This window comes from Sulfitobacter donghicola DSW-25 = KCTC 12864 = JCM 14565, assembly GCF_000622405.1.
In the GTDB taxonomy this organism is placed as follows: Bacteria; Pseudomonadota; Alphaproteobacteria; order Rhodobacterales; family Rhodobacteraceae; genus Sulfitobacter; species Sulfitobacter donghicola.
Genome location: NZ_JASF01000005.1, coordinates 2,921,018 through 2,944,289, shown reverse-complemented (window position 1 = coordinate 2,944,289; position 23,272 = coordinate 2,921,018). Strand labels below are relative to the sequence as shown.

General features: G+C 55.1%; 20 protein-coding genes, 1 tRNA gene and 1 pseudogene. 13 read left to right on the top strand and 9 right to left on the bottom strand.

Features of this window, described 5'->3' with window-relative positions; all coding sequences use genetic code 11:
• Positions 1 to 73: 73 nt before the first annotated feature.
• Positions 74 to 1,456, bottom strand: a pseudogene (locus Z948_RS18230) (transposase).
• A 122-nt stretch (positions 1,457 to 1,578) separates the two neighbouring features.
• On the opposite strand from Z948_RS18230, the gene Z948_RS18550 reads away from it, so the two are divergent.
• Positions 1,579 to 2,385, top strand: coding sequence for a hypothetical protein (locus Z948_RS18550; protein ID WP_156023512.1), 807 nt, complete (start codon positions 1,579 to 1,581; stop codon positions 2,383 to 2,385).
• Between the two features lie 315 nt (positions 2,386 to 2,700).
• On the opposite strand, the gene Z948_RS0115600 is transcribed toward Z948_RS18550, so the two are convergent.
• Complete coding sequence (locus Z948_RS0115600; RefSeq protein WP_025060493.1) at positions 2,701 to 3,492, bottom strand: NYN domain-containing protein; 792 nt, start codon at positions 3,490 to 3,492, stop codon at positions 2,701 to 2,703.
• Positions 3,493 to 4,008: 516 nt separating this feature from the next.
• Here Z948_RS0115600 and Z948_RS0115595 point away from each other — a divergent pair.
• Together Z948_RS0115595 and Z948_RS0115590 are read left to right on the top strand one after the other, a co-directional pair.
• A complete protein-coding gene (locus tag Z948_RS0115595) occupies positions 4,009 to 5,130 on the top strand; it encodes a plasmid recombination protein (RefSeq protein WP_025060492.1) in 1,122 nt (373 codons plus the stop codon).
• A 295-nt stretch (positions 5,131 to 5,425) separates the two neighbouring features.
• On the top strand, positions 5,426 to 6,193 hold the full coding sequence (locus Z948_RS0115590) for a hypothetical protein (RefSeq protein ID WP_037951943.1): 768 nt from the start codon (positions 5,426 to 5,428) through the stop codon (positions 6,191 to 6,193).
• A 244-nt stretch (positions 6,194 to 6,437) separates the two neighbouring features.
• Here the strand turns inward: Z948_RS0115590 and Z948_RS0115585 are convergent, their stop codons facing one another.
• From Z948_RS0115585 to Z948_RS0115560, 6 genes are all read right to left on the bottom strand, one after another.
• Positions 6,438 to 7,259 carry a sugar phosphate isomerase/epimerase family protein gene (locus Z948_RS0115585; RefSeq protein ID WP_025060490.1) on the bottom strand — a complete coding sequence of 274 codons (822 nt, stop codon included), beginning with the start codon at positions 7,257 to 7,259 and terminating at the stop codon, positions 6,438 to 6,440.
• A gap of 9 nt (positions 7,260 to 7,268) precedes the next feature.
• Positions 7,269 to 8,090, bottom strand: coding sequence for a carbohydrate ABC transporter permease (locus tag Z948_RS0115580; protein ID WP_025060489.1), 822 nt, complete (start codon positions 8,088 to 8,090; stop codon positions 7,269 to 7,271).
• Positions 8,087 to 8,956, bottom strand: coding sequence for a carbohydrate ABC transporter permease (locus Z948_RS0115575; RefSeq protein ID WP_025060488.1), 870 nt, complete (start codon positions 8,954 to 8,956; stop codon positions 8,087 to 8,089). The genes Z948_RS0115580 and Z948_RS0115575 overlap by 4 nt, the downstream gene beginning before the upstream one ends.
• Positions 8,957 to 9,018: 62 nt before the next feature.
• A complete protein-coding gene (locus Z948_RS0115570; RefSeq protein ID WP_025060487.1) occupies positions 9,019 to 10,296 on the bottom strand; it encodes an ABC transporter substrate-binding protein in 1,278 nt (425 codons plus the stop codon).
• 71 nt (positions 10,297 to 10,367) lie between these two features.
• Positions 10,368 to 11,441: an ABC transporter ATP-binding protein gene (locus Z948_RS0115565; protein ID WP_025060486.1), complete on the bottom strand. Its 1,074-nt coding sequence runs from the start codon at positions 11,439 to 11,441 to the stop codon at positions 10,368 to 10,370.
• Entirely contained in the window at positions 11,434 to 12,186 is a 753-nt protein-coding gene (locus Z948_RS0115560) for a DeoR/GlpR family DNA-binding transcription regulator (protein WP_255209612.1), read from the bottom strand. Before Z948_RS0115560 ends, Z948_RS0115565 begins: the two co-directional genes overlap by 8 nt.
• Before the next feature lie 571 nt (positions 12,187 to 12,757).
• Between Z948_RS0115560 and Z948_RS18795 the strand changes: the two genes are divergently transcribed.
• Positions 12,758 to 12,883 carry an AlpA family phage regulatory protein gene (locus Z948_RS18795; protein ID WP_255209611.1) on the top strand — a complete coding sequence of 42 codons (126 nt, stop codon included), beginning with the start codon at positions 12,758 to 12,760 and terminating at the stop codon, positions 12,881 to 12,883.
• Between the two features lie 935 nt (positions 12,884 to 13,818).
• Here Z948_RS18795 and Z948_RS0115550 read toward each other — a convergent pair.
• Positions 13,819 to 13,909, bottom strand: a tRNA-Ser gene (locus Z948_RS0115550).
• A gap of 202 nt (positions 13,910 to 14,111) precedes the next feature.
• On the opposite strand from Z948_RS0115550, the gene Z948_RS0115545 reads away from it, so the two are divergent.
• The 9 genes from Z948_RS0115545 to Z948_RS0115495 all read left to right on the top strand — a co-directional run bounded on the left by Z948_RS0115545 (position 14,112) and on the right by Z948_RS0115495 (position 23,272).
• Positions 14,112 to 14,990, top strand: coding sequence for an SPOR domain-containing protein (locus Z948_RS0115545; RefSeq protein WP_025060483.1), 879 nt, complete (start codon positions 14,112 to 14,114; stop codon positions 14,988 to 14,990).
• Between the two features lie 18 nt (positions 14,991 to 15,008).
• Positions 15,009 to 16,169 carry a D-alanyl-D-alanine carboxypeptidase family protein gene (locus Z948_RS0115540; protein ID WP_037951936.1) on the top strand — a complete coding sequence of 387 codons (1,161 nt, stop codon included), beginning with the start codon at positions 15,009 to 15,011 and terminating at the stop codon, positions 16,167 to 16,169.
• Positions 16,166 to 16,813, top strand: a complete 648-nt coding sequence (tmk, locus tag Z948_RS0115535; RefSeq protein WP_025060481.1) for a dTMP kinase — start codon at positions 16,166 to 16,168, stop codon at positions 16,811 to 16,813. Before Z948_RS0115540 ends, tmk begins: the two co-directional genes overlap by 4 nt.
• Positions 16,814 to 16,906: 93 nt before the next feature.
• On the top strand, positions 16,907 to 18,058 hold the full coding sequence (locus Z948_RS0115530) for a DNA polymerase III subunit delta' (RefSeq protein WP_025060480.1): 1,152 nt from the start codon (positions 16,907 to 16,909) through the stop codon (positions 18,056 to 18,058).
• A 16-nt stretch (positions 18,059 to 18,074) separates the two neighbouring features.
• Positions 18,075 to 18,881, top strand: coding sequence for a TatD family hydrolase (locus Z948_RS0115525; RefSeq protein WP_025060479.1), 807 nt, complete (start codon positions 18,075 to 18,077; stop codon positions 18,879 to 18,881).
• Positions 18,878 to 19,681, top strand: a complete 804-nt coding sequence (locus Z948_RS18215; protein WP_037951933.1) for an MBL fold metallo-hydrolase — start codon at positions 18,878 to 18,880, stop codon at positions 19,679 to 19,681. Before Z948_RS0115525 ends, Z948_RS18215 begins: the two co-directional genes overlap by 4 nt.
• Positions 19,682 to 19,727: 46 nt before the next feature.
• On the top strand, positions 19,728 to 20,657 hold the full coding sequence (locus tag Z948_RS0115505; RefSeq protein ID WP_037951930.1) for an AEC family transporter: 930 nt from the start codon (positions 19,728 to 19,730) through the stop codon (positions 20,655 to 20,657).
• Positions 20,658 to 20,739: 82 nt separating this feature from the next.
• A complete protein-coding gene (gene rsgA / locus Z948_RS0115500) occupies positions 20,740 to 21,774 on the top strand; it encodes a ribosome small subunit-dependent GTPase A (RefSeq protein WP_037952061.1) in 1,035 nt (344 codons plus the stop codon).
• Between the two features lie 112 nt (positions 21,775 to 21,886).
• Positions 21,887 to 23,272: a DUF1800 domain-containing protein gene (locus Z948_RS0115495; RefSeq protein WP_025060474.1), complete on the top strand. Its 1,386-nt coding sequence runs from the start codon at positions 21,887 to 21,889 to the stop codon at positions 23,270 to 23,272.

The window sequence follows — 23,272 nt, the reverse complement described above, 5'->3', positions numbered from 1 at the left end:
GTCTTCGATTGTGGCGCGTCAGTTTGAGCTACCGCACTGATTTGGTTGAGGTGTCGAAGGCATAGTGGCCGCTTCAGCTTACGGCAGGCTCCATCGGTTTGAGCTTTGCGAGTTTCCGGAGGTTTTGGGCGGTGGCGGCGAGGGTAAATTCGTCTTGAACGCCGCATGGACCTCGTAATCGGAGCCGTCCCAGGCCGAGGATGCGTTTGAGGTGGGCGAAGAGCATTTCGACCTTCTTCCGTCGCGCCTGCGCTTTCGGATTGAACTCGGAAGCGGTGCATTGGCGAGCAAAGTCTCTGACGATCTAATATTTATCGCGATGAACCGAACGCGTTTCAGCGTTGGGGCAGCACTTTGCCTTCAGCTCGCATCTTGTGCAGTCTGATTTCAGTGCCCGATAGTTTCTGGATTTCCAAACTGGCGCATTCCGTTTTGGATCAGAATATGTTCGCCATGTATGCCGCATCTCTTTGCCGCCCGGGCAGATGTAGCGGTCGTTCTCGTCATCCCATGTGAAGTCGGATCGTGAGAAGGTTCCGTCGGTTCGCTCGCCTTTGTCGAAGACGGGAATGAAGGGCAGGATTTGGCGCTTCAGAGCCAGCCAGACCAGAGTGTCAGACGATCCATAGGCCGTGTCTGCAGCGATCCAATCGGGCTTCACGCCAAAGCGCTCTGCGGTCCGGTCGAGCATCTTGCGCATGGCACCGACCTCGGCGGTCTTGTTCGACCTGCTGGCGTCCACATCCATGATGATGGCGTGGTCGGTATCGATCAGGTAATTGTCAGAATAAGCAAAGAACGCAGGCCCCTTGCGGGCCGCCGTCCATTGACTGGCGGGGTCCGCATGGGCGGTGAACTTGGGTTTTGCTGTTGTCGCCGCTCCGAAGGCTTCGTCGTCCAACGTGTCGAGGTACTCGCGCACTGCACGCGGTGCATCAGCGGGATCAATCGCGCGGGCAGCCCAGTCTTCGGGGTTGCTGGAGTTCTGTTTCTGGACGTCGGGGCTGATCAGGCTGGCGTCGACCGCGAAGCCGTGGCCACCAACCAACCCCTCTGCCATGCATCGAGCAACGGTCGTCTCGAATACGTGGCGGAGCAGATCGCTTTCGCGGAAGCGACCGTGACGGTTCTTTGAAAAGCTCGAATGATCCGGGATACGATCCGTCAGATCGAGGCGGCAAAACCAGCGATACGCGAGGTTCAGATGCACCTCTTCGCAAAGCCGCCGTTCCGACCGGATGCCAAAGCAATACCCGATCAGAAGCATCCGGATCAGAAGTTCTGGGTCAATGGAGGGGCGACCCGTATGGCTGTAGAAATCCGCCAGATGAGCGCGGACGCTGGTCAGATCAACAAACCGATCAATCGACCGCACCAGGTGACTATGGGGAACGTGATCTTCAAGCGAGAACTCGTAGAACAAAGCCGCCTGCGCTTCCTGTCTCGGTCCCATCATCGCCAATCCTCCCGGTCGTTGAGAGAATTGAATCAGTAGCTGTACCGACGATCAAGCATGTGTTTTTCAACAAAATCAGCCCAATTTGACCGATGCTGCGCAGCGCACAAAGGTCTGCTATGATGAAAAAAACGACAAACTGCCTTTCTTCGTGGTTGGCAGTTGAAATTTCTAAGGGGCCGAGGATGCACGAACCGAAGGGTCGTCTGACCGACATATTCAACCTTACCACTGATGGTTCTGGGCAACCTCAGTCGGTTCTTATGCTTGATCAACTTACCCACGTTCCCGAGGTTGGGGATGTGCTTCAGGTGTCAGATCGTAACTTGTCGATTGCACAAGTTGATAGACAGCGGATGCGAAGTTGCCTGACGGGTTGGCCGCTGGTTGGCCTTGGCAGTATCGCCGTATTGGTCAACGCGCCAACAGAGGAATTGAAACCCTTAGCAAGGTATCCAAACCGTCTTTGGGTAACTTGGAAACCAAAAGCGGATTTGCCATGGCACTTCAAGACAGTCGACCTTCCCAAGTTCACCCGACTGAATGAAGACTGGAACGCTCATCCGAATGATGTGGGTCTCAGGCTGGAAAAAAGCGGAGATGAGTTGATTGCTCGCATGAAACCAAATCCGTACGCCTATCGCCAATACGACAATGTTCCCGAAATCGCTGTTAGGTTCGTAAATTGCTCCAAATATCGCGTTACGCCAGTCAACGATGAAGGCTGGTATTCGGGCCAGTGCCGTTTCAGCAGGCTTGCACCAGAATGGGGTGAGTTCTACGAAATTTCAGGCAACACTCAAGACAACATGAACTTTACGCATTGGATTAAGATGGAAGGCGTCGGGGCAAAGCATTTTCATTTCTATTTGAAAGATGAAACCCTCGAAATCAAAGCACAAGATTGGGTGTTGATATCCGAGAGCTGACCTTCGGAAGGCGATCTCCCACGGCGGCAAAGTCCGCATTGCAGCCTCTCGCCCCCCCGATTTGGCGGTTATTTTTGTGTGCAACCGCAGCGAACGGCAGCAAGGAGCCCATTTTGCTGGATTGCTGCGATGCCGCGAATGTCTGATATCACGCGCGGCTCAAAAACCTTCAACAACTGCTTGGGTTTTGAATGACGTTTTTGGCAGCCGAAAATGGGACGTTTTCAGCTGTGCCAAAAACGAGGGTTTTAGCGACGGTCATTAAGGTCGGCTGTACGGCCCCAACAGCTACCCGTCAAACCCCTTTTATGAGTTTTATTGTCGATGTTGCAGCAACTTGATTTCACTGCCTGAAATTGCCACGCCTTTGCGCCAAAGGTTATCTTTCATCACCGTCGGATATTGGTTTGCGTAGTCACGAAACCTATCGTTGGTCACGGCAAAGCATATTGGCATGTATTTGAGACACTCCAGAATGTATTTATCTGCTTGAACCCCGCTCGGAACGACATAAATTTCGTCGTTCATAAGCCCAAAAATATCTTCAAGTATTGCCACGGAATGCCGTATATCGCGTCGGAAAGCCCCGTGTTCGCCAAGTGTGTGAAAGATATTTGCGTCAAAGAAACAAACGACACGATATCCCTCTGAGCGAAGTTGGTGCGCGATCTCGCCCAATGGTTGGGCGTCTAGTTTGTTGTCGTGCCCGAGATGGTAAATATTACTTCCATCAATGACGGCCGCTTTCTCATCCAATCGAAGACCATGCATGAAACCTTGTCGATCATTGTCCAACAAGAAGTGTGATTTGAAGAAGTGTGATTTGTTTCCGCGAACTTTGCGATTCACAAACAATTTGCGATTCACAAACAACCAGAAGATGGTCAGTGCCGTTAAAAATATCAAAGCCGGGATCTTGTCCACGTCTGGTTGCCCCAAGAACCACCAGATGACCATCATGGAAATGCAAGCCAGCACGAAGCATTTTATGATTATCATCAAGTACCTACGAAACTGCGCGCCGATATTGAGATCAGATTTTGCGGCAAAATTTTCGGAGAGTTCTTCTCCTAATGTGATTGATTTGGCGGCCAAAATTTTTCTCACGCAATTGCTAGTCACAGGTAACGTAACGAAGCAAAAATAAGAAGGCTATAAAGCTCTGAAAGAGCCGCTTGGAGGAATGTAAAGATATCTTCCAAAAACGACCGTTTGTTGAACGGTTTCCTGAAAACCGACATTCGGGCTTCTTAAGTGGAGGTCGGCTTCGTCCGCATTGCTGTCATCGAACAGATCAAAATGCTGCGCAACTGCTCCAAAGTCCGCTTCGGGGAAGCTGCGACGCGGCGACGCGAGGTTAGGTCAATGTCCGGTTTGGGCCGATATAGCCAATCAGATACAGCATAGCGGAAGTAGAACAGCGGAATGCTGTATCTGGGTTTCCAAAGGGGCGGAGCGCCCTTGGCTTGGGGTTTCAAAAGGGGGCAGCGCGCCCCTTTGCCGGAAAGCGCTAACCTCCCCATCGGGGTGGTTAGCGCTAGTAGGTTATAAATCAAAGAAACTGATTTTGTACTTTCGCGGACTTGGCGGATCATGGGGTAACCCACCCCAAGGAACCCGATTATGTCCGATCAAGAACCATCATATGCTATCTCCGTCCGAGTAAAACACACGCACCGCTCCAAGTACAAGAACCAGCGTCGCCATGATCTGCGCATCGGACTTCCACCGAGTTACGTTCAGGTTGAACGCTCTGAGCTGAACCGTGTTCTGGTTGACCTGCCAATGCCAGCCGCAATCACAGCACGGGCAAAAGAGCTGCGTGAAAAGACAAACCCAAGCCGTGCAATGCGAGCGGATGCAGCCGTGGCCACCATTGGCATCATCACCTTTGGACATGCCGCTCAACCGATCTTCGAAGCTCTGACAACGTCACAGCAAGATGACGCGTATCTTGAGGTCGCTCAGTGCGTCGCAGACGAGTACGGCACAACCATTCGCGGTCTGGTCGTTCATGTAGACGAAACCGCTCATCATGCGCATGTCGTATGGGACTGCCGTAATCATGAAGGCGTGCCAATGTCGCAGGTAATGAAGGGATCAAGGCTGCAAGATATCGCAGCCGAAGTCATTCAAAGACATGCCGCTGGTATCGAGCGAGGGGTTCGTAAATCCGTGCGCATCGCCCGTGGTGACAAACCAAGCCAAATCTACAACCGTTCAGTACAGCAACTGCACCAAGACCTGCCTCTCGAACTGGAAGCCAAGCGCCAAGATCTGAAGCAATTCAGTGATCGGGTCGACGAAATGCGCGCGCGTGTTGAAAAGCTGGAAGCGAAGGAGGAATTGAACGCGAAGGAAGCCAAACGGTTGGCAACTTACCGCAATCGCCTTGCAGCAAGGTTAGAAGAATACACCGAAGCGAAGGCAGTGCTGACCTCTAAGGTTCAGGCCACTGACCAGCGGGAGGAAGCCCTGAACATCAAAGAGCGCGTTCTGGATACGGCAGAAGAACAGATGGATGAGCGCGAAATCATGATTGATCATCGCGACACGGAGTTGTCGGCACGCGAGAAAGAAGTAGTTCGCCGTGAAGGCATCTTGGATCGAATTACGGATGAAATCGGCAAGCTCATCAACGATGTAGCTGACCGCCTTGGTGTCGGTCGATCACTCCGTGCCATTCTTGGTCGCCTGAAGTCCGCCAGCGATGAGCTAAAAGAAGACGGGCCATCACTTGGGTGAGGAAGCGTTGGTTTACCCTGCCCTGCCCCCAGATCATCTTGTCATCAGCGCCGTTTTTTCCTAAAAGTGTCCCACCAGACTGCGGCACCGCCGCCGGATGGACGCTTTGATAAGCCTTGTAATGCAAGGGCTCATGAGAACCCGTGACATGGCTTCGATCCCTACCGTCGGAGCCATTTGCAACATAAGCACTTGTTATATAAGCCCTTATGAGGGGAATGGTCTTTAACTGCGGCACCGCAGTGTAGCACCATTTCAGCCATTTGCGTTCCATCCGTTTTCAAAGAACGGAACGATGATGAACACACAGCCCCACCTGTCGAAACCCGGCGATGTTTATCAATGGCGGTGCAAAACCAGACGTTTTTCCACAGGAAACATCGATATCAAGCTGTCCTTAGGGACGACAGATCGTCAGCACGCTCTTATCTTGGCACGGAAGGTCAGTGCTGAGAGTGATATGATCATGGAACAAATCGTTGGAAGTCGGATCACGCCAGAACATGGTCGTGCGTTTCTGTCTGAGGTGATCCGTAAAGAACGGGCAAAGATTGCCCAGCTGGGCATGTTCAGTCGCGTGGACAGCCTTGATCCAGATGACGACGCCCGCCACGATGCCGCTATGGCCGAGGCATGGCAACGTATCTCGTCGCATGGCATTAATCACAACGTTTCGGAGGAAGCGTCCGATCTGGTGCGCGATAATATCGATTTGATCCGCAGCGACCTGAGCAGCCATGCTCGCAAGCAGGCCCTCAAGAGGGTTTACCAAGAACAAACAGGGCAGGATCAACTGTCAGCGCTGGAATACATGCAGGTTATGGACCTGTTTGTGTCCGGAAAAGCAAAAGCGTGGGCCGGAGAGGCCCCAACAGAGGTCCTGACGGCCAAGGCAAAGCCCAGTAGCACCCCTTCCCTGCCCCCTTCCACCCTGCGGGCCATCGTTGAGCGTATGAACACCATCAAGCGCACTGAAGGCATTGAGGAGAAGACACTGCGCCAATACCTGAGCTTTGCCGCGCTTTTCACGAAGCTGGAAATGACGCGTTCGGCCGCAAGGTAGGACGCCGCAGGCGACAGGTCATTGATCAGCAACTTGGCGCGGAGGGCAGAAAGCGGAGTTTCGCTGAGGGTGCACAATAACGCATAATCTTATAAGAAAGCCTCCAGTCAAACCTCTTAAGCCAGCCTCTAAAAACTTCCCGAGTTTGAGGCTACAATGATGGTTGAACTGCCCTCGTGTACCGCTATCATCGACAGAGGAACATGGCCAAGACGTGACACCGGCGTCATAGGGCTTTTGCACCTCAACACGCGAGCCCACGCGCTTCCAGTGCCTCAACGGTTTGGGGCAATTGATGTTCGCGATCACGTGGCTCGATCAAAAGTCGCGGGGTAGCACTGATTTTGTGGATCGCGTTGAAAATAGCCGGCCAAGGCAAAGTCCCTTCGCCAGGGTGCCAATGACGATCCGCATAGCCGTCGGCGTCTTGCAGATGAACATGGCCCAAGGTGTCCCCTGCCGCAGCGATGAAATCTGGTACAGGCGGCGCTTTGTATTGGCCATTGGCAAGCTGGGCGTGCCCTGTATCGATGGAGGTTTTTAAGAAATCTGACCCAATGTCACGCACCAGATCGACACGCACAAAGGGATCGGCATCGTCGATATTTTCAAGCATCAGAACACAGCCAATCTCGCGTGCGCGGATCAAGACCGGCTCAAGACATTCGATGCTGGCGCTAAAGAGGTCACGGCGCAGCCACTCATAGTTCTGTTCGTTTAATTTGTGCCAGAACGTAAACGGGCTATGCACAACCATATGGGTGCCGCCAAGCGCTTCGGCGACCTCAAGCCCTTGGATCAAACGCTTGGTGATCAGCGTGCGAATTTCGGGATCGGGGTTGGACATATCCAGGCCTAGAAATGGACCATGGATACCGATGTCCCCTTGGTAGCCGTCCAGCAGCGGCGCATAGGCAGAGAGCAAACCGTCACGATCAGAATGCAGAGATGTGTAGGTGACAAAATCTTGGATTTCGAGCGCGCGATTATGATCACGCATCCAATGTTCCAACTGTTTAAACGCATCAAGTTTGAGTGCTGCACCAAGGCGTGGAAGGGTAGACATGGGAAAATCCTATTTGATGCCAGCGCGCATGAAGCTCTGCACGAATTGGCGTTGAAAGAGTAGAAATGCCAGCAACAAAGGCGCCGAAGTGAGCAGCGTAGCAGCGTTGATGCTGGACCATTGGATGCCAGAATCTGTCGAAGCAAAGATGGAAAGACCGACAGTTAGGGGACGTGTTTCAACGGAATTGGTGATGATGAGCGGCCAAAGAAAATTGTTCCAATGGGCCGAGACCGACACCAAGCCGAAAGCCAAATAGGTCGGTTTCGCAAGCGGCACATAGAGCCGCCAAATCCGCCCCATGATGGAGGTGCCCTCGATACGAGCAGCATCGTCAAGCTCTTGCGGGATGGTCATAAAGCTCTGCCGCAGCAAAAATATCCCAAACCCAGAGGCCATATACGGCAGGCCAATGGCCAAGATTGTATCGACAAGCCCAAGGTCGCGCATGGTTTTGTAATTTTCCACCAACAAGATATCGGGCATGATCATCAGCTGCATCAAAACGAGCGAGAACAGAATGCCCCGCCCGCGAAATTCAAGGCGGGCAAAAGCATAGGCCGCGAGCGTACCCAGCAGGATTTGACCAAAGAGGATCATGGTCACGAGGAGTGTGGTGTTGAGGAAATAGCGCGCGAACGGCGCCTGAACCCATGCGTCTGCAAAATTGGTCAGGGTGAGCGGTGCTGTTAGGTCGAAGTGGGTTTCATATTCTGCGGGGTGAAACGCGGTCCATGCCGCATAGAGCAACGGCAGTATCCAGAGCAAAGCCAAGGCCCAAGCCGCAAGCGTCGTCAGGGTGCGATCCCATGAAAAGCTGAAAGGACTCATTTGTAATGCACCTTGCGATCCAGAAAGAAGAACTGTCCGATGGCGAGGGCGCATAGGATCCCCAAGATCACAACGGTCAATGTCGCCGCATAGGCCGTATCCCAAAACTGAAACGCAACTTCGTAGACATAAAAGAGCAACAGCTTGGAGGCGTTGTTCGGCCCGCCTTGGGTCATCACAAAGATATGGTCGATGAGACGCACAGAGTTGATCACCGCATTGATCGACACAAACAATGTCGTGGGCATAATCAGCGGCAGGGTCACGCGGCGAAAGAAATTCCAGCCGCCCGACCCTTCCAAAGCGGCCGCTTCGCGCAGCGATGGCGGAATGGTCTGAAGCGCTGCGAGATAGAAGATCATAAAGAATCCCGCCTCTTTCCAGACCGCAACGGCGATCATGGTGTAGAGAACAGTATCGGTTTGCCCGACCCAATTTTGCGCAGGCAAATCGAATAGGCCGCGGATCTGGTCAATCAAGCCGAAACCCGGCGTGTAAAAGAACATCCAAATATTGGCGACAGCGATGAGCGGCAAAACCGTTGGCGTGAAAAATGCCATGCGTAAAAACGCGCGCCCGCGCAGCTTTTCGTTGACGAAGACCGCCATAAGCAAAGCCAAAATGATCGAGGCTGGGATGGTCACCGCTGCATAGATCAGATTGTTGAGAAGTGCCTTTATGAACACCGGATCGGCCAGCAAGGTCACATAATTATCGCCGCCAACAAACACCGAAGGGCGACGTCCCCGTGCGGTTGAGAAGAAGCTGTTGATGATGGTTTCAAGCGCCGGCAGATGCGTGAACCCGATCAAAATGATCATCGCAGGCAGCAAAAGAAGCCAAGCATATATCCAGTCGCGGCGCATATGTGTTTCCGAATTGAATTGAGTGAGGGGGCAATGGCTCGCCCCCTCTTTGGGTTGAAGATTTAGCGGTAAGCAGAGAGGACGGCCTCGGCTTGGGCCTGAGCTTCTTTGAGCGCTTCTTCTGCTGACTTCTCGCCCGCAATCGCGGCAGACAAGGCATCATTTAGGAAGCTGGTGACGCGAGCATTTTCATAGGTCGAAAGCTCGGCAACCGCGTGCTCAAGGTGATCGCGTGTGATCAAGGCTGCGGGCACTTCTTCAGCGTAAGCCGTCATGGCTTCGGTTTCCCAAGCATCTGCACGCGGCGCAACGTAGCCCGTTGCGATGGACCATTTGGCCGCTTGCTCAGGGGCTGAAATCCACTGAACGAAATCAACAGCCGCTTCTTTTTGCTCTTCGGTTGAGTCCTTGAACAAGTAGAAGTTGCCGCCACCTGTCGGGGCACCAAAGCGCTCATCCGCAGGCAAGAAGCCGACACCAAATTCAAACGGCGCATTGGTGCGGATGTTTGTCAGGTTGCCCGTGGACGTCCAAATGATCGCGGATTCGCCTTCAAAGAACGCCTTGGGTGTTGCGCCCCAATCGATGGATCCTTCTGCCATAACGCCGTGCTCTTTGGAGAGGTCCACGAGGAACTCAAGCGCACGCACAACCTTTGGGTCATCAAAGTTGGTTTCGTTGCCGTCCGCATTCGCCAGAATCGCGCCAGCCGGCGTGGAGAGGCCTTGGAACAACCAGTATGGGAAGCCCGCAGATGGGATGCGCAGACCCCACTGTGTGACGTTGCCCGCGTCGTCTTTTTGGGTCAATGCAGTCGCGGCCGTGAGCAGCTCATCCCAGTTTGCAGGGGCCACATCAGGCTCAAGACCGGCCTCAGCAAAGGCTTCTTTGTTCCAATACATGATCGGTGTTGAGCGCTGGAATGGGATGCCCCAAGTGTGACCGCCAGTTTGGGAGTTCTGCATGAACGCTGGGAAGAACCCATCGATCCACTCGGATTTTTCGGCCTCAGTGAGGTGCAAATCGAACGGCTCGATCAGGTCTTCGTCGATCAAGGTGAACATCTCGGTGGACAGTAAAACAGACAGCTGTGGCGCGTTGCCGCCGCGGGCAGCCGTCACGGCTTTCGTTGAGGCATCAGTGTATGAACCCGCATAAATCGCTTCGATGTTCAGCTCTGGGTGGGCAGCGGCATATTCAGCTGTCAGCGCTTCGATGGTGTCAGCAGCTGCGCCACCCACAGCAACAGGGAAGTAGAACTCTAGATCTACGGCGAATGCAGGTGTTGCAAAGGCCAAGGCGGCACCGGCAACTGATGTCTTTAGGAAATTCACAAGCATGGATTTCAGATCCTTATTAAGTTGAAGAGGCAAGGCCGCAGCCCTGCACAGGAATTTGCGTTTGGGTGTCATCAAGTGAAGCTGACCTCGGAGATGAGGTCTTGGGGAACCCGCTCGCCGCTGTCTGCGGCGAAAACGGATAAATCCGACAAATCGAAACCCAAAGAGATGGGTGAATTCAGCGGAAATTCGGTTCGGCCCGCACAGCGCACACGCAGTGCAGCGGCGCCAATGCGGCAGGTGACCAAGGCATCGGCGCCAAAATATTCAATCGCTTCGACATGCCCGTTCAAGGGGCCACCTCGGATGACCCGCAGGTCTTCTGGGCGTAATCCAAGCAGACATCCTTGCGCGCGATGTGGGGCGAATACATCCGCATCGGGAATATCGGCGGCGCGCAAGATATTCATCGGCGGCGTGCCTATGAATTGGCCTGCAAAGGGGGTTTGTGGGCGGGCGTATAACGCACGCGGGGCGTCGACCTGTTCGATGCGCCCTTTGTTCATGAGGACGACTTGGTCGGCCATGGTCATCGCTTCGGCTTGATCGTGGGTCACATAAACCATCGTGAAACCTAGGCTGCGTTGCAGTTCGCGAAGCTCGGCGCGCATGTCTTGACGCAGTTTCGCATCAAGGTTCGAAAGTGGCTCATCCATCAGGCAAATGCTGCGCTCTGCAATGATCGCACGGCCCAAGGCGGCGCGCTGTTGTTGCCCGCCAGACAATTCGCTTGGCTTGCGCTTCAACAGATGGGACAGCTCCAAAAGCTCGGCGACCTGCTCCAATTTACGGCTGCGTTCGGCCTTTGGGGTACGGCGGGTGCGCAGGCCAAAGATGATGTTTTCCGCCACCGAAAGATGCGGAAACAAGGCATAGGACTGAAACACCATCGCCAAATCGCGCGCGCTCGGAGGCTGCGAAGTCACTGCCTCTTCATCCACATAGACCTCGCCGCTGGTCGGGGTGTCCAAACCGGAAATCATACGCAGCAGTGTCGATTTTCCGCAGCCTGATGGTCCAAGCAAAGCTGTGAAGGAGCCGGCGGGGATCGACAAGTTGATGTCGCTCAAAGCTGTGGCGTCTCCCCAGTTTTTGGTCAAGGCGTGCAAACGGATTGAGCGGCCCTTCAGAGTGAGGTCAGACATGGCTCAAACTTTCTTGAGGGGTAAAGATCGGCGTGTTCGATTTGGCCAAAACGTCCGAGATTGCAGCTGGAGGCAGTGCGTCGCAAAACACCTTGTCTAACGCCGCAATGTCGCCGCCGCGCACATGGGCGCGTCTGCCAAACTTTGAGTGATCCAAGGCGAGGTAAGCGGCGTTGCAATTGGCCTGAATGGCAGCGCGGCATTGCACTTCTTCTTCTGTGAAGTCGAGCAAGCTGCCATCGGGCGCGACACCGCCGACCCCAAAGATCCCGTAATCGACGCAGTAGCGCGCGAAGAAATCCTCGACCTGCGGCCCTAAGATGTCGCAGTCGCTTAGGCGCACAGCACCGCCAGGCAGAGTGACGGACCAATCCGGGTGCTGACAGGCCAGCATTGCCACATTGAGATTGTTGGTGAAGATACTGAGTTCTGATTTGTCTTTTAAAGCCGCGACCACCAGCTCAGGTGTCGTTCCGATCGAGACCGCCAAAGAGACGCCGTCTTCGATATGCTCAGCGACCAATTGGGCAATACGTTGCTTGGCACCCAGATTGAGCGCGCTTCGGTGCGCATAGAGCAGATTTTTGCTTTGCACCGGAATGTCCACGCCGCCACGCACACGCCGTATCTCGCCGGCTTCGGTCAAGAAATTGACGTCCCTGCGGATGGTCTGTGGGGAGACATTATGCTGCTCAGCCAAATGGTCGATGCTCACAAAGCCAGAGCTGTGAACATGTCGCATAATGTGGTTTTGGCGCTCAGAGTATAAAATGGGATCTGTCCAGAGAGGCTTCGTTTACCCAGATTGGACAGGAGGTACGTAACGTTCATATGAACAACATGTAACGTTCAAATGAATATCGCACAGTGAGGCATTCTGGGAAGCATTCAGCGATATTCCTTTATTCCCGCCGCCACCGTCCGATTGCATTGAGGACTGAAACGCTCTGGATGGCGGGTTTGGTGTGGTTGGTTGAAGATACGAACAGTTGGCCATGCCGGCCGGATGTCCATTTTGTCTGTAGGGCAAACCTCTGGACCATCAGATTTTTGCACAAAAGGCGAACGCTGCCTCAGGATGCCTCGCCGCAACCTGCACAGCCAGCGTGAAGGGCAGATTTGGGCGGTAGCAGCGAGCAAGAATTCGTCATTTGCGCCGCATGGGTTTACGACTTGGATCCGAATAATTGCGCCGGAACTGCTTGAGCGGTTCACCTTCGGGGCTGATGTAGCCGGACGGATTGCGCCTTTTCCTACTCACCTCCTTATCGGGATTGGTGAGAGGACATAGCATGCCAAATTGATCAAACACGACAATACTACGCCGTCCGGCTGTCGAACTCATGACCGGACTTTCCCGCAGCACGATCTATCGACAGATATCGGGCGAGGTTTTTCCAAAGCCATTAAAGCTTGGAAAACGTGCGGTTGGTTGGCGCTAATCGGATATTATCCAATGGCTCGACAGCTTCACAGAGGGCGAAGTTCAGCCATGAGCCGCAAAACAAAGTGGCCCGAAACCTGTTAAAGCAGGGACCGGGCCGGGTAGAGAGCCACGCGGTAGCGGCTTACATCCAAACTATACCGCGCAACGCAGACCAGCACAGCACATCAGCAGGACAGCTGACAGTCTCATAACATCGAATGGCAGCGGTTTTGCAATTTCTGTGTCTCGCCACATGCGCTGTACGCTCTCCCTAGCTTGGGGGACTTTGTGATGATGGATGCAAAGAAACTGACACCCCCTTCGTGGAAAGGGGTATGGCCGCTATGGATGCGCACCTTGCCCCGCTTTCCAATGCGAGGGCCACAAGACACAGAATGCCCTGACATTGGCGGTTGGTAACAGTGGCAAGCGCGCAGCGGAACAGCGCGAAGCAGGCTCAACAGGTATGGATCGGAGCGCAGCCTATTGCGGGCACTATCGCAGAAAGCTATTTTAGCATGACCTGCCCCGAAAGTCACAAGCTACGACGCAACCAACGCCCCCCTCTGGTGCTGCAGAATACCCGGAAGCGGGAGGTATCTGAGCGAGCAAGAAAGCCCACACAAACGAAGGCTGAGAAAGCTTCTAAAGGAACGAAAACGCGTCAGGCAGAATGAGGGAGGTTTTTTTGCACCCTTCCCGCCAAAAACCAAAAGCATGCACCCGACTAAATACAATCGGAAACGGAAAACCTCTTTGAAGCAGGAACTCGATCTCTTACTCGACGACATGGCCGATTTTTCAAACATGAGTCGTGATGACCTGACTGAGTTCCTAAGACGTAATAAGTGTTGATGCCCAAATGTACCGAGTACTACTTTTAGGGTCCGATGCAATGCGGGGATTGGCTTTTTACTCTATCAGCAAAATCAGAGAGTGAATGCCATAAAGTGGCGGAGGCTCAGGGATTCGAACCCTGGGGACGCTTTTGACGCCCGTCGGTTTTCAAGACCGGTGCATTCGACCACTCTGCCAAACCTCCGCAGTGCGCGCTTCCTAATCCGCCTGAAATGATTCTGCAATCGTGCAAAATTCACGCGCCTATCGGGGAAATTTGCCGATTGCCTGTGCCGACTCTTGTCGCGTGGGGCCTGAGCGCGTTAGAGTGCCCGAAATACTCCGCAAAAGGAGTGATGCGGTGTGCCATGAGAAAATGGTCCGCGCACAGGCAAGGACGAGAGAACATGGGCAGTCAGATCAAATATTTTTCTTCGGTTTCCGATGGGCGAGCGATGCGCACAATCGTTGGAACCCTTTTGGCAGCGACCTTGCTGGCGGGGTGCGACGAGCAGGGGAAATTCGCTTTCCCCACGGCAAACTCTGCAAACGGCACACAGGCGGCGGCCGCGCCGACAGGCCCGACAGTAGAACGCGACGTCGAAGCGCCAGAAGTGTTTTCTGTTACCGATCAGGGGCTGTGGGACGGACGACCCAGCCTTGGTGGGGTTTGGGTCGCCCACCCTGACGTGCAAGACCCCGAGCGGGTGATCATCCGCAATCAAGACAATGGAAAATTCGTCGTTGGCGCCCTGTTCCGCCGTGAGCGCGACATCCCGGGCCCCAGCTTGCAAATCTCTTCCGATGCTGCTGCCTCTCTTGGTATTTTGGCCGGTGCCCCTGCAAAGCTGAACGTAACTGCCCTGCGTAAGGTCCAAGAGGCTGCTCAGGCTGAAGAAACAGCAACAGAGACCGCTGCCACCGTGCAAGCCGCACCAGAGGTCAGCGCGACGACGCTTGATCCCGTCACAACCGCTGCAAGTGCCGCGATTGATGCCGCAGCGCCTAGCACGCCAAAACCGACACCCGTTGCGCCCACGCAATCCTCAAACTTGGCCAAGCCCTTCATCCAGATTGGTATCTTCAGCATAGAAGCCAACGCCAATCGGGCGGCAAAACAAATGCGCGGTGCGGGCCTTGCCCCGACGGTCAAACAAAGCAAGATTAACGGTAAGACCTTTTGGCGCGTTGTTGTTGGCCCTGCGGCCACCAGCTCTGAGCGCTCCAAAATCCTATCGACCATCAAATCGGAAGGCTTCACCGATGCCTATGCCGTTTCTAGTTAAGACATAAAGGTGCCCCTCATGCGCGGATTAAAATTAACCCTTAGTGCATTCGCCCTACTTGCCTCCTCGGTGACTGCTCAGGCCTTTGATACCCGCGCCAAGGCCGCTTATGTCCTCGACTACAATACTGGTACGGTTTTGATGGCCAAAGACGCCGATAACCCCTTGCCGCCGGCCTCTATGTCCAAACTCATGACATTGTACATGGCGTTTGAAGCAATCGAAAACGGCATCCTTGATCTGGACCAAATGCTGCCGGTTTCCGCAGCGGCCCAAAGCTATGGCGGTTCAACCCTGTTCCTAAAAGCAGGTGAGCGGGTGCGCGTCGAAGACCTGATCCGCGGGATCATCGTTCTTTCTGGTAATGACGCCTGTGTGGTCATCGCCGAGGCGCTGGCAGGAACCGAGGCGAAATTTGCGCGCCAAATGACAATGCGCGCGCAGCAGTTGGGCATGACCAACTCGACCTTTAGCAATTCAAACGGCTGGCCAAAGGCAGGCCACCGCATGTCGATGCGTGATCTGGGGTTGCTTGCGACCAAGCTCATCAACGACTACCCGCAATATTACTCTATGTTCTCGCAAAAAGAGTTCCTTTTTGACCCAGCAGAATCCGCCAACCGCCTAAACCGAAACCCTCTTTTGGGTTTAGGTATCGGCGCAGATGGTTTGAAAACAGGACACACCCAAGAAGCGGGATATGGTCTGGTTGGCTCTGCCCTTCAGGGTAAGCGCCGGATCATTTTTGTGCTGTCTGGGCTGCAATCCTCGCAGGCACGTGCAAACGAAGCCGAAGCCGTGACAAATTGGGCCTTTCGCCAATTTGCACAAACCGAGCTTGGCACCAGCGGCACAAAGATTGCCGATGCCGAGGTATCGATCGGCGCGGAAAAAACCGTAGGGATGGTATTGGGCGAAGATATTTCGCTGCTTTTGCCCGTGAACCCGATTGAGCCTCTGAAAACCGAAGTTGTCTATAACGGCCCCCTAAAGGCACCCATCAAAAAGGGTGACCAGATTGGTGAGCTGATCATCAGCCCCGAAGGGTTGCCAGAACAACGCGTTCCCCTGTTGGCCGATCACGCTGTTGCGCGTCACGGCTTTGTTGGGCGTGTTGTGGCCGCAGCCCTGCATATCGTTGAACGGATCAACAACGGCCCCGCGCCGGAGGCATCGTGACCCCTAAACCAACGCCGCTTGGGTTGTTTATTAGTTTCGAAGGCATCGACGGGTCGGGCAAATCCACTCAGGTGGCGCGGCTGGCGGATCATTTGCGCGCGCGCGGCCATGATGTTGTCCTCACCAGAGAGCCTGGAGGCTCTGAAGGGGCCGAGGAAATCCGCGCCCTTGTTCTGCAAGGCGATCCCGACCGCTGGTCTGCGGAAACTGAAACGCTGTTGTTCACCGCCGCGCGGCGCGACCACCTAGAGCGCCTGATCACCCCTGCCCTTGCCCAAGGTAAAATCGTGATTTGCGACCGCTTTGCCGATAGCACACGCATGTATCAGGGCCTCAGCCGCGGCGATTTGCGTGCAACAGTTGACCAGCTACACGAGCTGATGATCGGGGTTGAGCCTGATCTGACCATCCTCATTGATATGGACCCGACCGAAGGGTTGAAGCGTGCCAAGGGCCGCCAAGGCCATGAAGAGCGGTTTGAAGATTTTGGCACCAGCCTCCAAGAAGCCATGCGCGCAGGTTTTCTGAAGCTATCAGAAGAGTTTAGCGACCGATTTCGCGTCATTGACGGCAGCCAAAGCATTGACCAAGTCGCCCAAGACATCGCGGTTGCCACCGATCTTGCCCTTGAACAGCGGCGTTAATTGCCTCTTTTCAGACCTGCTTCTCGTGACAGAATCCAGCTTTCGCCACAGCACACCATTCCCAACCCTCACAATCCAAGATAAACCGCCTGTATGAGCGATGAAACACCTCCACAGCCAGAACGCCTCGAAGGTGCGCCGCATCCGCGTGACACCCTGAACCTGATCGGCCAAGACGCCGCGCAGGAGGCCTTTTTAGATGCGTTCAACACAGGCCGCTTGCACCATGCGTGGATGCTGACAGGGCCGCGCGGAATTGGCAAAGCCACGCTGGCATGGCGCATCGCAAGGTTTCTTTTGGCCACACCAGAGGCAAATGACGGCGGCATGTTCGGCGATAGCCTGCCGCCCCCGACAAATCTGGACATCCCAGCAGATCACCCCGTAACGCATCGCATCGCAGCGGGGGCCGAACCCAGCGTCCACCTTGTCAGGCTGGGCGGCAAAGGGAGTACCGACTCTGACCGGATCAAGAACTTTGCCGACAAGAAATATTCCAGCGTTATCCGTGTTGATGAAATTCGCGAACTCAGCTCTTTTATCCATATGAGCGCAGCAGATGGCGGTCGGCGGGTTGTCATTGTGGATGATGCCGATCTGATGAACCCCAACGCCTCGAACGCATTGTTGAAAATGCTCGAAGAGCCACCAGCGCGCACGTATTTTCTGCTGATCTCACACCAGCCTTCTGCGTTGCTGCCCACGATCAAATCAAGATGCCGAACCCTAAACCTGCACACATTGAATCCCGAAGACGTCAGCGCGGCCATGGCCCAAGCAGATGTTCAGGCCGCCAATGCCCACGCTTTGGCTGCGCTGTCGGGCGGATCGGTTGGCGGGGCCATGCGCCTATCGCTTCTTGGGGGTGCGGCCCTTTATGCTGAGCTGGTCGGCATTATGGGCACCCTGCCCCATATGGACCGTGGCCGCGCCCTAAAGCTGGCCGAAATGGCCGCAGCCCGTGGCGGCGAGGCAAAGCGCGATCTGTTGTTTTCGCTGATTGATTTGCTGCTCAGCCGCATGGCCCGTGCCGGCGCGACGGGAACCCCTCCGGCCTATGAGGCCTGCGTGGGGGAAACCCAAACCCTGATGCGTTTGGCCCCAAATCCACATCAGGCCCGTGTTTGGGCTGACCTTGCCGCCGAAATCGGCACCCGCGCCCGCCACGGCATCGCCGTCAACCTTGACCCTGCCGCACTGGTTCTAGATACCTTCATCAAGATGGCCAAAGCCGCCCCCAGATAAGCACCTACGGAGCTTTATGACCCAAATACCCCAGATCACCGACAGCCACTGTCACCTTGATTTCCCCGAACTCATCGCGGAACTCCCCGAGGTTATTGCGCGGGCGCATGAAGCAGGTGTGGCGCGGATGGTCACCATCTGCACCAAGCTGAAAAACGAACCCGATGTACGCGCCATCGCCGAGGCCCATCCTTCGGTGTTTTATGCCGCTGGCACCCACCCGATGAGCGTGGCATCCGAGCCGATGGCGACGCTCGACCAGCTGATCGAAATCGCACACCACCCCAAGATGGTCGGTATTGGTGAAACGGGGCTGGATTACCATTATACAGCAGAAAGCGCGCAAATTCAGCGCGATAGCCTGCGCATTCACATCGCTGCGGCGCGGGAAACGGGCCTGCCCCTGATCATCCACAGCCGCGATGCCGATGAAGATATGGCCGAAATCCTGCGCGATGAACACGCAAAGGGCGCCTATAGCTGCGTTATGCATTGCTTTTCCTCCTCTGCCGAATTGGGGCGTGCTGCGCTGGACCTTGGATTTTACCTCAGCATGTCGGGCATCACCGCCTTTCCCAAAAGCCAAGAGCTGCGCGATATCTTTGCCGCCGCTCCGCTGGACCGTGTGCTGGTCGAGACAGACAGCCCCTATCTTGCGCCGCCGCCCCATCGCGGCAAACGCAACGAACCCGCCTTTAGCGCCCATACCGCGCGCCGCGCGGCCGAGACCTTTGGCATCGACTATGCCGAGTTCGCCGCACAATCCGAAGCCAACTTCGAGCGCCTCTTTACCAAAGCAGCCAACTATGGCGGTGCCGCATGAGCGATGTGATGCGGGTCACCATCCTTGGCTGTGGGTCGTCAGGTGGCGTGCCACGCCTTGGCGGTTCATGGGGGGCCTGTGATCCGAATGAACCGCGCAACGCACGGCGGCGCTGCTCGGCTTTGGTTGAGCGGATCAGCGATGCGGGCACCACATCTGTTTTGATCGACACCTCGCCAGATATGCGCAGCCAGTTGCTGGACGCAGGCATCGGGCGGCTGGATGCGGTTTTGTATACCCATGCCCATGCGGATCACATGCATGGCATCGATGATCTGCGGATGATTGTGATCAACATGCGCAAACGCCTTCCCGTTTGGGCCGACCAGCCGACCCATGATGCGCTGATGGACAGGTTTGGCTATGCCTTTATCCAGCCCGAAGGCTCGATGTATCCGCCGATCCTTGAGATGAACCTGATGGAGGGTGACATCGAGATCGAAGGCCCGGGTGGCACATTAAAGTTCACCCCATTTGAAGTTCCGCATGGCGGCATGGATGCCTTAGGGTTTCGCATGAACAACGTCGCCTATCTACCTGATGTTGCAACAATACCTGACCATATTTGGCCGAACCTAGAAGGCCTTGATTGCTGGATCGTAGATACATTGCGCCGCGATCCCCACCCCACCCACAGCCACCTCGAACAGACACTGGGCTGGATCGACAAGATGCGCCCCAAACGCGCTGTCCTGACCAATATGCACACTGATCTCGACTATGCGACCCTTGCCGCAGAGACACCGGATCACATTGATCCTGCCTATGACGGCATGCAGCTGGAGTTCACCCTGAACTAACGTTACCCCGCCTGCCACCTGCCCCTTTCACGGACGAGCCCAGATCATGCAAACCCTTCTTGATGTCATCCTGCCCGTCTTTATCGTGATCGGGTTTGGCTATATCGGTGTCTGGCGCGGCTGGCTGTCTGAATCAGGTGTCGATGGCATTTTGCGCTACGCCCAAAGCTTTGCCGTACCCTGCCTGCTGTTCTATGCCATTGCCAACCTTGATCTAAGCAGCGCCTTTGATGCCAAGCTCTTGTTCAGCTTTTATTCAGGCGCCGCGATTTGCTTTGCCCTTGGGACCATTGGCGCGCGCCTGTTCTTTGGCCGCGATTGGGAAGACTGCGTGGCGATCGGTTTTTGCTGCCTGTTCTCAAACTCGGTCCTTTTAGGCCTGCCCATCTCTGAGCGCGCATATGGTTCAGATAACCTGTCGGGGAACTATATGATCATCGCTATGCACTCGCCCTTTTGCTATGGGTTGGGGATCACGGTGATGGAGTTCGTGCGAAACCGTGGGCAAAGCAGCGCAAAGCTGGCCACCTCAGTTGCACGCGCGATGTTCAACAACCCGCTGGTTATTGGTATTATCGCAGGCTTTACCGTGAACCTCAGCGGGTTGATGATCCCCACTGTTTTGGATGACGCATTATCATTGGTTGTTCGCTCGGCCCTGCCTGCGGCCTTGTTTGCGCTGGGAGGGGTGTTGTTTCAATACCGCCCAGAGGGCGACATGAAAGCCATTGCAATGGTTTGCGTCATCGCCTTGTTGGCCCACCCTGCAATCGTTTGGCTGATGGGATCGGCGCTATCTGTTCCGACCGATCTGTTTCGCTCAGGCGTTTTAACCGCGTCCATGGCACCAGGGTTTAACGCCTATATCTTTGCCAATATGTACGGGCGCAGCAAACGCGTTGCTGCTTCTTCGGTTCTTATCGCCACTGGGTTGTCAATTGTTACGGTCTGGGTTTGGCTGTCTGTGCTGGGCTGAGGCTGACCAATGGCTCAACCCCTCGCCATCAAATTCACCTAAACCCTTGCAATCAGGCGGGCTTGGTTTCATTCAGGACAAAGTGACAGAAAAACCAGATCATATCCCCTTGGCCCTTTCTTCCTTGGGCTGGACATCCTTTTTCGAGGATCAGCTGACCTCGGATGAGGATGCGATGGAGCGCTTGCGCATTGCGACCGTTCACCGATCCCGCATGTCAGCACAATCACCCGATGGCCAAGTTAAACTTGCCCTTCCCGTGGGCATGAAAACCACCGATTTCGCCGTAGGCGACTGGATCATCGCCGAGCCGCAAACACACATGGTTGTACGCCGCCTAGATCGCCACGCCCTGTTGCAGCGCAAAACCGAAGGCGCGCGTTTTCCCCAGCTGATCGCCTCCAATGTGGACACGTTGTTTATCGTCACCTCCTGCAACGATGATTTTAACCCCGCCCGACTGGAACGCTATCTTGCGCTAGCGAATGAAGCGGGCACCGATCCGGTGATCGTCCTTACAAAAGCTGACAAAGTCGCAGAAACATCATCTTATGTTGAAACCGCCAGCGCGCTGCAACGAGGCCTAAAGGTTGTGACCCTGAACGCCAAGATTGCTGATGCGGCCGACACTTTGGCCCCTTGGTGTGGCGCGGGGCAAACTGTTGCGCTGGTCGGGTCCTCAGGCGTGGGGAAATCGACCTTGCTTAACACTTTGGCCGCAAAAACGGGCGACGAGGCACAGCTCACTGGTGGCATCCGCGAAGACGACGCCAAAGGGCGCCATACCACCACCTCGCGATCCCTGCATAAGATCAAAGGTGGCGGCTGGGTGATTGACACACCGGGCATCCGCACCTTGCACCTTGCCGATATGTCCGAGGGGCTGGACATCTTGTTCGCCGAAATCACCGAGCTGGCCCCAAATTGCCGTTTTCGCGACTGCACACATGCCCATGAACCCGGATGTGCAATTCAGGCCGCAGTGAGCGATGGGCGGATAGACCCTGCGCGGCTGGAACGCTGGCGCAAGCTGCAAGAAGAAAACAACGCCAACACCCCCGATAAAACTGGCCCCAAAAGCAATCAAACGCCCAAACGGCGCGGCAAGCGGCGCTAAGCCACCCCTTTGGCGGTTAATCGCCACCACGGCAGGCAGCATCCTTGCAACCACCTGTTATCAATTCACATCAGTGTTATATTCTGGCCAAGCTGAAACAAGGGAGCGGTAGATGCCCTTCGACCCACAACTCGCGGAAATCCGTTTTGGATGCGGCCTATCGCCCAACATCGCTCCTCCCCGCTCGGTGTCAGACATGCTGCAATCTCTTGCGGCAGAGGATGATATCGCCAGACGGTTCCCCATCGAAACCTTTGAAACCTTTCAAGAAAGGATCGCCGCAGGTCAGGTTTTGCAAAAAATCCGCAAGAAAAACCGCGGCTCTCCCGAAGCGTTAACCGCGAAAAAGGGCCGCCGCGTGCTGAACAAAGAAGCCCGCATTGCCCAAATTGGCTGGCTGGGTCAGCATATCAACCGGTGGGTCTGGACCAATGCGCCCCTGCGCGAACGCCTCACCCTGTTTTGGGCCGATCATTTTACAGCGACAGGAAAAGCGGGACAAATCAGGCGCGCAACCTCTCCCTATATCGAAAGCGCAATCCGCCCGAACATTAACGGCACCTTTGAGGATCTTTTGATCGCCGCTGTTCTACACCCGTTGATGATCCATTTTCTGGATCAGCACCGCTCGATCGGTGCAAATTCGGTTCGGGCAAGCAGAGGCGGCAAACTGGTTGGGCTAAACGAAAACCTCGCCCGCGAAGTGTTAGAACTGCACACGCTGGGGGCTGGCGGCCCTTATACACAGACCGATGTCACCCAATTGGCCGAACTTTTGACTGGCGTCACATATGGCCCGACTATGGCGCTGAAGTTTCGAAAGGATCAGGCCGAACCCGGAGCCGAAACCGTTTTAGGTACAACTTACGGCGGCGGGGCGGGTCATATCCGCGATGTCACAGCCGTTTTGCGGGACCTTGCCAAACACCCCGCAACCGCGCGCCACATTGCGTGGAAAATGGCCGTGCATTTTACATCAGACACCCCTGACCCCGCATTGATCACCGCCTTGGAACAGCGGTTTTTGGAAACAAACGGTGATCTGGCCGAAGTGAACAAAGCCTTGCTCACCCACCCCGCTGCATGGGCCTTGCCCAGAAACAATGTAAAACCGCCCTTTCATTTTGTTGGCTCGGCGGCGCGAGCCCTCGCCGTTCCCCCAAAAGCCATCACCGACCTAACAGAAAAGAGAGCCCGTCATTTGTTCGTCAATCCAATGAGCAGGATGGGCCATATCTGGGAAAAACCCGATGGCCCCGATGGCCTCCCCGAGGAAGACAGCCTTTGGATTGCGCCGCAAGGCATCGCAGCGCGTCTGCAATGGGCCATTACGATCCCACAACTTTTGCTAGATCCCCTGCCCGACCCGCGCGATTTTGTCACCACTGCCTTGGGCAACTATGCCTCACCCGCTGTGACCTTCGCTGCGAAAGCCGCGGAAACCCGATCAGACGGCGTGGGCCTGATCCTTGCCTCACCCGCGTTTCAAAGGACATGA

Excerpts from the sequence above, each read along its gene's own strand:
- Z948_RS18550 (WP_156023512.1), top strand. The coding sequence starts at position 1,579 with ATGAAAAAAACGACAAACTGCCTTTCTTCGTGGTTGGCAGTTGAAATT.
- Z948_RS0115595 (WP_025060492.1), top strand. The coding sequence starts at position 4,009 with ATGTCCGATCAAGAACCATCATATGCTATCTCCGTCCGAGTAAAACAC.
- Z948_RS0115590 (WP_037951943.1), top strand. The coding sequence starts at position 5,426 with ATGATGAACACACAGCCCCACCTGTCGAAACCCGGCGATGTTTATCAA.
- Z948_RS0115585 (WP_025060490.1), bottom strand. The coding sequence starts at position 7,259 with ATGTCTACCCTTCCACGCCTTGGTGCAGCACTCAAACTTGATGCGTTT.
- Z948_RS0115580 (WP_025060489.1), bottom strand. The coding sequence starts at position 8,090 with ATGAGTCCTTTCAGCTTTTCATGGGATCGCACCCTGACGACGCTTGCG.
- Z948_RS0115575 (WP_025060488.1), bottom strand. The coding sequence starts at position 8,956 with ATGCGCCGCGACTGGATATATGCTTGGCTTCTTTTGCTGCCTGCGATG.
- Z948_RS0115570 (WP_025060487.1), bottom strand. The coding sequence starts at position 10,296 with ATGCTTGTGAATTTCCTAAAGACATCAGTTGCCGGTGCCGCCTTGGCC.
- Z948_RS0115565 (WP_025060486.1), bottom strand. The coding sequence starts at position 11,441 with ATGTCTGACCTCACTCTGAAGGGCCGCTCAATCCGTTTGCACGCCTTG.
- Z948_RS0115545 (WP_025060483.1), top strand. The coding sequence starts at position 14,112 with ATGGGCAGTCAGATCAAATATTTTTCTTCGGTTTCCGATGGGCGAGCG.
- Z948_RS0115540 (WP_037951936.1), top strand. The coding sequence starts at position 15,009 with ATGCGCGGATTAAAATTAACCCTTAGTGCATTCGCCCTACTTGCCTCC.
- Z948_RS0115530 (WP_025060480.1), top strand. The coding sequence starts at position 16,907 with ATGAGCGATGAAACACCTCCACAGCCAGAACGCCTCGAAGGTGCGCCG.
- Z948_RS0115525 (WP_025060479.1), top strand. The coding sequence starts at position 18,075 with ATGACCCAAATACCCCAGATCACCGACAGCCACTGTCACCTTGATTTC.
- Z948_RS18215 (WP_037951933.1), top strand. The coding sequence starts at position 18,878 with ATGAGCGATGTGATGCGGGTCACCATCCTTGGCTGTGGGTCGTCAGGT.
- Z948_RS0115505 (WP_037951930.1), top strand. The coding sequence starts at position 19,728 with ATGCAAACCCTTCTTGATGTCATCCTGCCCGTCTTTATCGTGATCGGG.
- Z948_RS0115495 (WP_025060474.1), top strand. The coding sequence starts at position 21,887 with ATGCCCTTCGACCCACAACTCGCGGAAATCCGTTTTGGATGCGGCCTA.